Source organism: Sphingobacterium bovisgrunnientis (genome assembly GCF_009829085.1).
GTDB classification, from domain to species: domain Bacteria; phylum Bacteroidota; class Bacteroidia; order Sphingobacteriales; family Sphingobacteriaceae; genus Sphingobacterium; species Sphingobacterium bovisgrunnientis.
Genome location: NZ_WUQY01000028.1, coordinates 42,187 through 54,010, shown reverse-complemented (window position 1 = coordinate 54,010; position 11,824 = coordinate 42,187). Strand labels below are relative to the sequence as shown.

10 protein-coding genes are annotated in these 11,824 nt (G+C 37.1%); 1 reads left to right on the top strand and 9 read right to left on the bottom strand.

Features of this window, described 5'->3' with window-relative positions:
• Nucleotides 1-215: 215 nt before the first annotated feature.
• From GOQ16_RS13140 to GOQ16_RS13125, 4 genes are all read right to left on the bottom strand, one after another.
• Entirely contained in the window at nucleotides 216-1,328 is a 1,113-nt protein-coding gene (locus GOQ16_RS13140; protein ID WP_160069696.1) for an SGNH/GDSL hydrolase family protein, read from the bottom strand.
• Between the two features lie 2 nt (nucleotides 1,329-1,330).
• Nucleotides 1,331-2,146, bottom strand: a complete 816-nt coding sequence (locus tag GOQ16_RS13135) for a 3-keto-disaccharide hydrolase (protein WP_160069695.1) — start codon at nucleotides 2,144-2,146, stop codon at nucleotides 1,331-1,333.
• Between the two features lie 63 nt (nucleotides 2,147-2,209).
• Nucleotides 2,210-4,687: a TonB-dependent receptor gene (locus tag GOQ16_RS13130; protein WP_160069694.1), complete on the bottom strand. Its 2,478-nt coding sequence runs from the start codon at nucleotides 4,685-4,687 to the stop codon at nucleotides 2,210-2,212.
• 86 nt (nucleotides 4,688-4,773) lie between these two features.
• A complete protein-coding gene (locus tag GOQ16_RS13125) occupies nucleotides 4,774-5,055 on the bottom strand; it encodes an ATP-dependent Clp protease adaptor ClpS (protein ID WP_149914205.1) in 282 nt (93 codons plus the stop codon).
• Between the two features lie 83 nt (nucleotides 5,056-5,138).
• On the opposite strand from GOQ16_RS13125, the gene GOQ16_RS13120 reads away from it, so the two are divergent.
• Entirely contained in the window at nucleotides 5,139-6,185 is a 1,047-nt protein-coding gene (locus GOQ16_RS13120; protein WP_160069693.1) for a 3-oxoacyl-ACP synthase III family protein, read from the top strand.
• A 39-nt stretch (nucleotides 6,186-6,224) separates the two neighbouring features.
• On the opposite strand, the gene GOQ16_RS13115 is transcribed toward GOQ16_RS13120, so the two are convergent.
• From GOQ16_RS13115 to GOQ16_RS13095, 5 genes are all read right to left on the bottom strand, one after another.
• Nucleotides 6,225-7,424, bottom strand: coding sequence for an MFS transporter (locus tag GOQ16_RS13115; RefSeq protein WP_160069692.1), 1,200 nt, complete (start codon nucleotides 7,422-7,424; stop codon nucleotides 6,225-6,227).
• A 47-nt stretch (nucleotides 7,425-7,471) separates the two neighbouring features.
• A complete protein-coding gene (locus GOQ16_RS13110; protein WP_160069691.1) occupies nucleotides 7,472-8,656 on the bottom strand; it encodes a class I SAM-dependent rRNA methyltransferase in 1,185 nt (394 codons plus the stop codon).
• 120 nt (nucleotides 8,657-8,776) lie between these two features.
• On the bottom strand, nucleotides 8,777-9,904 hold the full coding sequence (locus GOQ16_RS13105; protein WP_160069690.1) for a PKD domain-containing protein: 1,128 nt from the start codon (nucleotides 9,902-9,904) through the stop codon (nucleotides 8,777-8,779).
• A 17-nt stretch (nucleotides 9,905-9,921) separates the two neighbouring features.
• The gene (locus GOQ16_RS13100) at nucleotides 9,922-10,764 is read right to left on the bottom strand and encodes a cyanophycinase (protein WP_160069689.1); all 843 of its coding nucleotides are present in this window, start codon (nucleotides 10,762-10,764) and stop codon (nucleotides 9,922-9,924) included.
• Nucleotides 10,765-10,768: 4 nt separating this feature from the next.
• Entirely contained in the window at nucleotides 10,769-11,818 is a 1,050-nt protein-coding gene (locus tag GOQ16_RS13095) for an isoaspartyl peptidase/L-asparaginase family protein (protein ID WP_160069688.1), read from the bottom strand.
• Between the last annotated feature and the right edge of the window lie 6 nt (nucleotides 11,819-11,824).

Sequence of the window (11,824 nt, the reverse complement as noted above, 5' to 3'; positions counted from 1 at the left end):
CGTAGAAAATGGTTCAGGGGACTTTGGGATTACCCGATAGATCTTCAAATGAAAATATCTACTGCGTAATCTGGGTTTAATATTCTCTTCTACGCGTTGGACAATTACTGATGTGGAAGGTAGAGTGTATGGTATTAGAGTTCAAGAATAATAGAAAACTGATAATTAGGTTTTAATCTTTTCAAAAAAAGATTAAAACCTAATTATTTAACGCATCATTTCAATAAAGTTCGCAAAACTTCACTATACGCGTGGGATATTTTCATCATGCCAATATCATTAGGATGTGCGTAATCGACAGTTGATTCGATGTCCAACCCGAAATCATTAGCAGAAATAAAATATAGTTTTTTGATTCCTGCTTTCTTCAACTTTTGATAAGTGGCATTTGTGACTTTTGAAGAACGACCATATTCCTCCATCGTATGTCTATTCTGAAATCCTGGAGTTTCAGCCGAACTGTGTTCCGCTAAAATAATTGGGGTATTTGGATGTTTAATCCTCAATGTCTTCACAGCATTAGTTATCAATGAGTCTAACTGTGCTTCTGAACGAGATTTAGTGATTGCTAAATTAGGGATACAATCCAGTATAAAAACTTCTGCTCCTTCGGCATTTATTAAATCGAGCAACGGTTGCTCCAAACGACCATTACCTGAAAACCCAAGGTTTATAATTTCATTAGGGAATGATCTCCCTAAAATATTTGTCCATGCTAAACCTGGACGCGTAGCACAGGCACCATGGGCTATTGAAGTTCCATAAACAACAATAGGTTTACTATGTGTTTTTATAAACTTAAATTCCTTATTCTCAGCGACTCCAATTTCAAGCCAATCTACAGTATTATAAAGCGGTAAGTATAATCTATAGACATGATTTTTATTGACCCCAATATTATTGAAATTATACGTCACTGTATCCTTAAACTGATACTGACCAAAAGCCCATTCCCATCTTTTATTTGATTTATCAAACGAGTACAGGTCAACACCACTTACTCCAGTGGAGGGCATGTGCGGCATATTCAACCCATGCTTGACTTTATAGCGGACTTGTATGCTATCAGCTTCCGTTTGAAACTCTACATATAACCCCGCAGAATTTGTCCCCAAATACCATACAGGTTCGCGCACTGAACTCTGTATTGCATGCGGCAACCTGCCATAATCAGATGCAGAATTCAAAACCTCTAAGCGTCCTTGCACTGCATTATCAGTTAAAGGATTGAAATATTTTTTACTTTGAGCTATAGCTACAGACAGCCCCACTAAACAAAAGAGAGAGCACAACAAGCTCTCTCTTAATAGAATATTTTTTAAAATCATTTTTATAATACTTTCACAGTTATATTACGATACCACACATCATCACCATGATCTTGAAAACCTATCAAACCTGATTTTGAAGCTCCTCCTACATTATTTAATAGTTCAAAAGCTACAGGCCATTTTTCTTGACTGAATTTACTTACTTGTAATAAGTCCGTCCATTCTTTTGTACGGATAGTATATTCCACGACTTTCACCCCATTTTGGAAATGCTGCACGGTATTTCCTTTTACTAAGATTTTAGAAGTATTCCACTCTCCTACTGCCTTCGCATTTTGTGGCTTAGCAGGAATCATATCGTACAAAGATGCTGATTTTCGGTTACCATCCACCCCCATTTTGGCATCTGGATGTTTTTCATTGTCCAAAATTTGATATTCTGGACTTGAAATATAGATTGGTTGACCTTTGATTTCTTTTGCTAAAAAGAACACGCCTGAGTTTCCTGCTTCAGAGATTTTCCATTCAAAAGACAATTCGAAGTTTTTGAAGTCATAGCCAAAAACGATGTCCCCACCCTCAGCCTTATCAACTTTCGGGTTTTTAGAAAATTTCAATGCACCGTCTTCAATACTCCATTTATTTGGCACATGTTCTTTATTGTATCCGCGCCAGCCAGTCAAGGAACTACCGTCAAAAATAATATAGGCACCATTTTTATCTTTCTTAAGTGATTTGACATCTACTCTAGGAAGTTTCAATTCTTCAACGTTTGGTTTTGCAGTCATCGTTTCTGTCGCTTTTTTATTCTGTGCACAAGATGTAGATATCAGAATTGTAAGAATAAATGCAGATTGGATTAATCGTTTTATCATAGTTTAAAATTTATAATATGATTAAAAATAGTAAAAATATTAATATCGTCGTAAATAAAAGTCTTAATACCCACCTTCCATATCATCCATTGGTCGATCGTCATTACGTTTTGATTTTGTCAAATCTTGTAGACCGAAACGGTAGGAGAAAGTCAAGTTAAAAGTTCTTCTAGACCAGCGGTGATAGAAATCAGAATAACGTGTCGGCAAATTAGTGTCACCACCAAATCTACGCTTATCAAACACATCACGTACATTGAATAACAACGAACCTTTCCCTTTCAAAATATCTTGACGTAATGCCAAATCCACGCCATGCATAGACTTCATTCTACCCTGAAGTGTTTTCATCGGTGCACGGTAATCTCCTTTCACTTGCAATGAAGTTGTAGAAGTAAATTTTACATTCGTAGTCAAATTAGCATCCCATGCGACATTTTCTACTTTATTGATATTATAAATTTCTACAGGATTCACTCTTTGGTAATAAACGTTCGCATTCGCTGTAGCATCCCACCAATTGATAATATTAACCTTAGAAATTAATTCTAAACCTGCATTATCACGTGAGCCTACATTTTCCCAACGCATAAAAGTAGCATTCTCTTTACCCTCTAAATAAATTGCAGCAATAGGATCGTTAGTATCGTACTGAAGTGGTTGCGTCATATCATTAACACGACGGTAATATGCTGTTGTAATGAAATTCCATTTGTCATAAAATTTCGCAAAACTCATTTCCATAGCATGAATATCTTCAGGCATCAAATTCGGATTTCCTTGACGGATATTCAATGGATCGGATAAACTCACAAAAGGATTTACTTGCCATCCACGCGGACGTTGCACCCGTCTGGAATATGATAACTGCACTTTATCACCTTCTCCATTCACATCGTAAGTCAAGAATGCACTTGGATACAGACGGAAATAATCCAAATTACCTTTATCGCTATAATTTCCCGTTGCAATTCTGTCGGGATCTACACTTTTATTTTCTGTATTTAAATAAGCGTCTTCCGCACGAAGTCCAACTTGCAAACCAATTCTCTCACCAAGCATGCGTTGGTAATTTGCATATAAAGCATGGACTCCACTCTTCATCTCAAATTCATTGGATACTGTATAATCTGGAATCCACAATTCATTCGCTAACGTATCAGAATATTGAAAATCATTGGAATTACGTAAAGTTGTACGGTATCCAGCTTCAAACTTGTGGTTCTCACCCAAAGGCAATAAATAGTCTAATTGGAAATTCCAGTTTTGACCTTTTTCTCCAGTCTCATTAAAACGCTTACTAACAAAACTTGGATTCGTCTGTTCGTAATCGTTTGTGCCGTCTTCCTTATCGTTACCGTATGTTACATTTGCAGTCAATTCTTCGCCTTCTCTTTTTAGCTCACGCTTAAAATCAAAAGATAAATCGTAACCCAAATCTTTTTCAAATTGGCGCGAGGTACGTGGTGTAATTACTGGTGTTTGTTGTCCGCGGTACGATTTATAAAATAGGTCCTCTCCTCGATCGTTGTCACGAATACTTAGATTTCCACCTAAACTCAATGTCGTCTTATCATTCGCATAATAATCCATTCCCAATCGCAACGAATTGTTAATTCCCTTACGGAAAGATTCGTTCTCGGTTTCAGTTACTAAACTGTTGGGATCTTGAACGCCATTGATAAGACCTATTGTTTTTGTAAAACCTTCTCCAAGGTTGCGACCATGCCTGAAATTATAACTTCCGAAATAATTAAATTTATTGTCTCTATAATTTAAGGTAAGTCCCGCGTTATAGTTGTCGTAATTTCCAGCCGAAGCAGTTACGTTACCATTTAAACCAGTGCGAATATTTTTCTTTAAAACAATGTTAATAATGCCAGATTGTCCTTCAGCATCGTATTTCGCAGAAGGATTAGTAATAATTTCAACTTTAGATACTGCATCCGCTGGCAGTGACTGCAAAAGTTTATTTACGTCAGAACCCGCCATAGCTGACTCCTTACCATCAATTAAAATTTTCACACTTGATGAGCCTCGTAGACTTACGGCACCATCCGCATCAACTTGCAATGTAGGCACATTTCCAAGTAAATCTTGTGCCGTTCCACCTACAGAAACAAGACTTTGCGAAACGTCAAACACCTTCTTATCAATGCCCAATTGCAAATCCGCTACGCGACCTTGTACCACAACTTCTTCAAGTTCTTTGCCTGCTTCAACTAATTCAATTGTGCCGAGATCTAAAGTTTTATTTGAAGTGATTTGAATATTGTCAGCATCGTGGTTGATCATGCCTACATAAGTAACTTGTAGACTATATGTTCCTGTTGGTATTGCATCTATAAGAGCTACACCTGAGTTGTCTGTTTGACGTCCTTTAATTGGTGCTTTTGATGTGGGAGTAACAATTGTTACAGATGCACCTAAGATAGGTTGTTTATTTTCTTGTTGTATAATCTTTACTTTGAGGTTTCCCTGTTGAGCTATCGCGTAAAATGGTAGTAACAGCAATATTAGATAGATTCTTTTCAGATACATGATTGTTTATGAATGTGTGTTTGTGCAAAAATGTAGATTATTCGCACAACATCCATATACGTAACTGCAATATTACCAATGTGTAATCAATCTACCGAAACAGTAAGCCCTTCAGCTTTTAAAATTTTACGGTAAATTTCCATTTCGGTATACGAGCCTTCCAATATCGCACATTTGCCATCGTTATGTACGGTCCATGCAATTCTTTCAGCTTCGCCTTCGGTGTATTGCAGATGATGCATCAAGCAGTAAATGACATGATCAAAAGTATTCGTATCATCATTCCAAAGGATCAGACGGTGGCTTTCTTTGACAGAAGCCAAAATTTCTTCTAGGGTATAGGTTTCTTGCGTGGTCTCAACACTCATACTACAAAAGTAGCTTATTTTTCAAAAAAAACTGTAATTTTAAATTGCTTTTGCGATAACTAATTATAAAAATAAAAGTCACTATGTTTCAGTCGAAAATTGCTGGTATAGGTTACTATGTACCCAAAAATATATATACAAATAACGATTTAACCCGATTCATGGATACAACTGACGAATGGATCCAAGAACGTACTGGAATCAAAGAAAGAAGATACGCGGATCGAATGGGTGAAACCACGACTACAATGGCTATTGAAGCATCCAAAATTGCTATTGAACGTGCTGGCGTGACTGCTCAAGATATTGATTTTATCGTATTTGCTACATTATCTCCAGACTACTATTTCCCGGGATGTGCCGTATTATTACAACGCGAAATGGGTATGGGCGAAATTGGTGCACTAGATATCCGAAATCAATGTTCGGGTTTTGTATACGCACTATCCATTGCAGATCAATTTGTAAAAACAGGTATGTACAAAAATGTATTGGTAGTCGGATCTGAAAAACAATCTTTTGCCTTGGATTTTTCTACACGCGGACGTTCCGTTTCTGTAATTTTTGGTGATGGCGCTGGCGCAGTAGTGGTGCAACCAACTACAGACCCGAATAAGGGTATTTTGAGTACACATTTACATTCAGATGGTGCAGATGCCGAAAAACTAGCAATGTATTACCCAGGAGCATCTAGTGGAATATGGGTGGACAATAAACCTGAATGGCCGGAACAAGAATTGGGCGGCTTGTTGATGACACCCCAAATGTTGGAAGATGGATCGGCTTTTCCGGTAATGGATGGGCAAGCAGTTTTCAAAAAAGCTGTTGCGAAATTTCCAGAAGTCATCGTTGAGGCTTTAACCAGAAATAACCTCACACCCTCGGACATCGATTTGTTGATACCGCATCAAGCAAATTTGCGTATCTCTCAATTTGTGCAGAAAACATTGGGTATACCCGACGACAAAGTCTTTAACAATATTCAAAAATATGGCAATACGACCGCAGCTTCTGTTCCGATAGCTTTATGCGAGGCATGGGAAGAAGGCAAAATCAAAGATGGCGATATTGTATGCTTAGCAGCTTTTGGTGCTGGATTTACATGGGGATCAGCTTTGATTAGATGGTAAAATAAAATAGCGCTTTCAAAAAAGAAAGCGCTATTTTTTTTATGATTCTTCTACATAATTTATTCGCTGCAAATTCGGCAACAACGCGGCAATCACACCGATTAAAGGCAAATATGAACATATATGGTAAATATGTTCTATCGATGTTTTATCAGCTAAATAGCCTAATAATGCAGAACCAATACCCGCCATTCCAAAGGCAAAACCGTAAAAAAGTCCCGAAACCATCCCTAATTTCTTTGGCAACAATTCTTGTGCATACACTATAATTGCTGGAAAAGCAGAAGATAGAATAATTCCAATGATCACTATAAAAACCCCGGTCATTGTCAAATCAACATAAGGCAAAGCCAATGTAAACGGTGCAGCTCCCAATACCGAAAACCAAATCACATATTTGCGTCCAATACGGTCACCAAAAATACCACCCAGCATAGTTCCAACAGCAATAGCTAATAAGAAATAGAACAAATAAACCTGCGCTTGTATATCTGTTATGCCAAATTTCTCCATCGTGTAGAATTGCAGGAAATTTGTTATGCTTGAAACATAAAAGTATTTGGACATAATCAGTAACAGTAAAACAACTACGGATATAGTGACTTTTGCTTTAGAGATATCTGGAATTTTAATCGGCTTAATTTCTTTTTTGGCTTGACTAATTAAACGCTTTTTGTACCAATTGCCAATATAATAAGCAACAAATTGACCAATAATTGGAATTACAATTAACCACATTAAGGCCCATTGCCCTCTAGGCAATACGATATAAGCTACGGCAATAGGCGCTAAAGCCATACCAGCATTTCCCCCAATTTGAAAAATTGATTGCGCTAAACTTCGTTGTCCGGATGACGCAAGATAAGCTATCCGGGATGATTCGGGATGAAAAATAGATGAAGCAACGCCAACCAAGAAAACAGAAAATAATAAAAGCGGATAACTACCTGCATTAGCAAACATCAACATACCCACAATCAAAATACTCATGGACACTATCTGCGAATAAGGATGCGAATGCTTATCCGTATACGCGCCTACAAGCGGCTGAAAAATAGAAGCTGACATCTGATAAACAAAGGTAATCAGACCAATTTGCCCATAGTCCAAATTGTGAACATCCTTTAGCAGCGGATAAACCGCGGGTAATACACCTTGAATTAAATCATTGAGCAAGTGCGCAAAGCTAACGGCAACTAAAATGGAATATATTGGCTTTGATGTAGATGTCTGTAGCATAAATAATTAAACAATAAAAAGGCTTTCTGTGAAGAAAGCCAAAATTTTTATAAAACGCGAACGAGTAAACCTTTCAGATATTCTCCTTCGGAGAAAGACGCTCGTACAGGATGATCTTCTGGCTGCGAAAATTGACGAATAAATTGTATTTCCTTCCCCGCATCTAACGCTGCCCAAGCTATAACTTGTTTGAATGTGTCAATATCCATAGCACCTGAACAAGAGAATGTCGCCAATAGTCCTCCAGACTCTAACAACATTAAACCTCTACGGTTCAGATCTTTGTACGCACGTGAAGCCTTTTCTAATGTAGAACGAGAAGGCGCATATTTTGGTGGATCCAACACAATTACATCAAACTTCTCCCCTTGCTCTCCCAGCGTTCGCAAGTATTTATTTACATCAGATTGAACTGCTGTATATTTTGTGGCGTCAAAACCATTGTGAATAATGTTATTCTTTAATGTTTCAATCGCCAAAGCCGAACTATCCACCGCAACGACCTCGCGCACATTTTCGCGTAATGCATTCAAGGTAAATCCACCTGAGTAACAAAAACAGTCCAACATACGTTTTCCTTTGGCATATTGCGCAGTCAAGTAGCGGTTTTCACGTTGATCACAATAGAAGCCTGATTTTTGCCCATCAATGATATTCACTTTGTAATGAATTCCATTTTCTACCATATCAACAAATTCTGGTGGTGTTTCACCCCACAATAAACCGTTTGCATCAGCAAGACCTTCATGTTCGCGAGATTTCAAATCACTACGTTCGTAAATTCCTTTAGGTGAAAGCAACTTTACCAGTTCATCAACGATGATGTTTTTTACATTCTCAACACCCGCAGCATGTACTTGGATTGAAATAAAATCAGCGTATTTATCTGCTATCAATCCCGGCAAAAAATCTGCTTCCGCAAAAATCAAACGCACAGAATCGTTGTTTTCTGTCAATAAATGTCTTCTATTTTGAACTGCTTTTTGCACACGAACCCTCCACCAATTTTCATCAATTTCATTAGCTGGATTCCATTCTAATAAACGAACAGCCACACGAGAAGTATTGTTGTATACCCCATAAGCGATAAATTCATCATCACAATTGTATACTGAAACGATATCGCCGTTTTGGATTTTACCTTCTTTTTTGTTGATAGCGCCCGAAAACACCCAAGGATGCAATTGCCAAGCGGCTTTATCTTTGCCTTTATTAAGGATTATTTTATTCATCGATGCAAAAATACAGAATACAAAAGGATTACCAATTCACTTTCAATATTATTATTGCAAAACCTTATAAACTAAAAGAGACAATCAATTGATTGTCTCTTTATTTTCATTAGCTAAATTCTAATGTTTAATAAACATTCCTCGAGGATTACTAAGTCCTGAGCGAACAGTTTCAGGTTCTGTACCATCCAAATTCGCTCTTTTGATATTGCCCAAATTTGTCTCTGACCAATAAATTTTATTTTCATCATGATCAACTGCCATCCCAGATCCACCTCGATTGCCAGAAAAGGAAGCAATTTTCACGGGATTAGTACCATCCAAATTAGCGCGCATTAATCCCGCATTATTACGATCATCATAATAGATTTTTTCATTCACATCATCAATGTACAAACCATATCCGTACGCTCCTTCAATTAACTGCTCGACGCCTGTACCATTAGGTTTTGCTACATACATGTATTCGTCATTTACTTCGTAAAAATATATTAGGTTAGTTTTTGTACTGAATCCAATAGCCCGCATAGCACCACCTGAGATATTTACAAATTGCTTTTCAAAGCCAGTTCCATCTAGATTAGCTCTTGAAACATTTGCACCATCTGCAATATACATTTTACCTTCTGCATGATTGATAGCTACCCCATAAGGAGATCCTAAACCAGTTAATACCTCTTCAATGTTAGTTCCATCAAGATTCATACGCAAAATCTTACCGTTGTTGGTATTTTCAAAATCACAAAAATATATCTTATTATTTATAGGATCATAAGTCATTCCATGACCACCTTTTCCTGACATATTAGCAACGGTCTCAACATTAGAACCAGGAATTAAGGATAGTTTTCTGATAAGATCAGAATTATATTCTATAAAATATAACTCATTATCCGTTTCTATGACTGCATTAGGATCAACGACAGCTATATCTTGTGAATAATTACCTGTTCCTCCATCTCCAATAGCCTTAAGCTTTACCGTATACATGCCTGGTACTGTATAAATTTTGGACGGATTTGCTTCAGATGAAGTAGTACCGTCACCAAAATCCCACAGATAGGTTGTCGCATCTTCAGATTCATTCTTAAATGCAATAGCCTCATTTATATTTAGTTCAACGTTCGATACTGTGAAGTAACTTTTCACTGCTCTAGGCAGGTCATCGAAATTATATTTTTCACTGGAACACGAACCTATCAACATTATGTTGATAATACATCCAGCTAATAGTATAAACCTTTTCATAGTTATATGATAAATAATTAGTTTTTTAATTTAAATTCTTGTCCGTGGACGTAAAGTGATAAGTTTGCTTGCTGAAAAGAGACTTTTCCATTACTCGTGATTTTTTTGTTTTTAGGATTGTTCACCACGAATACTTGGCTATCACCACTAACGCGAGCCTTATTTTTAGAAACCACTAATGCTGTACCCTCATCAATCCCAACAACTGTTTTATCAGAATGATCGTACAATACACTTAGCAATCTATTATATCGGCTACGCATTATAAAATGTTGATCAATAATTACATTTTTCAAAAATCCCATTCCAGAGGAAACATCTACATAATCTGCTTTTATTTCACGGAATGAATCACTTTTTGAGTCTTGCTTTTGTGAACCAGTAATCATGACTTCTGACATGATTGCAGCACCAGCACTTGTACCAGAAATGGTCGCCCCATCACGATAGGCCTGATGCATAGCATCGTATAATTTAGAATCGCGAACTATCTCCATAAATTTATTCTGATCGCCACCCGTTACATAAATCAATCGGGCATTTTTCACGGAATCGATCCAATTTGTATTGTTATTGACTTGTTCTTTTGAAAAATTGAAACTTACAATCTTATTGTTAGAGAATTCGGAAATCTGTTCACTGATATATGCAATAGATTCTTCAGGTACACTTGTAGCCATTGGCAATATTACTATATAATCCGTCGAACTTAATTCTGATGTTTTCACTAAATCTGCTATCAAAGCTGATGATCTTTCTCCACCGCCTATAATGAATAATTTACCCTTCTGCGCATGAGCTAAAGACACACACATTATCAGGAGAGGCAATAAAAATCCAATTATACTAACTCTTGTCATTCGATTATTTATAAATGTAAATTGATATATTACCCTTTTCATCCACAGTCCCGCGGTACATTCCCGAAGTATTGAACTCCATCGCTACTTTTCCATTTTTATCTAAAGAGATTATACCTCCGTCTCCACCAAGTTTCCCAATTTCTTCAATTACTTGCTTGGTAGCATCAACCACTGATAACCCTTTTAATTCAATTAGGTTAGAAACACGGTGTGCAGCTACTTCCCGTATATAAAATTCACCCCAACCTGTACATGAAATTCCAGCCGTAGCATTATTACAATAGGTACCTGCACCAATAATTGGAGAATCGCCTACACGGCCATATCGCTTATTGGTCATACCTCCCGTTGATGTTCCCGCAGCTAAATTCCCTTTCTGATCTAAAGCGACAGCTCCTACAGTTCCGAATTTCTTATCTTCGCTAGTTACCCCTGCAATCATACTTTCACGAGGATCAAAGTTGTAAGCAGCTCTCCCTTCTTCTTCCTCTTTTTTAACTCTTTGTAATTGATCCCAACGTTCCTGTGTATAAAAATATGAAGGAGATACCGTATCACAGCCCTGAGATAATGCAAATAGCTCTGCACCTTTGCCTACCATCATCACATGCTCAGATTTCTCCATCACAGCACGTGCTGCATTAATTGGATTTTTTAGTGTTGATACACCAGCAACAGCACCTGCCTTCAAAGTAGCACCATCCATTATTGAAGCATCCAATTCATTTTTACCTTCATTTGTGAATACAGCTCCCTTACCCGCATTAAATAATGGAGAATCTTCTAAGACATTAACTGCTGCTTGAATCGCATCCAATGCATCTTTCCCTGATTTTATCTCATCATAGCCTTTTTGCAGTGCCCTTGTCAATGCTTCATTATACAATCTCTCTTTTTCAGGAGTCATATGCTTTTTTTCAATGGTTCCTGCACCACCATGAATTACCAAAACGATTTTAGTATCATTTTCACTCTCGTTAGTTTTAGAATTACAACCGTAAAATGATTGAATTATAAAACCTATTATAACATATTTTAATAAACCTTTCATATATAA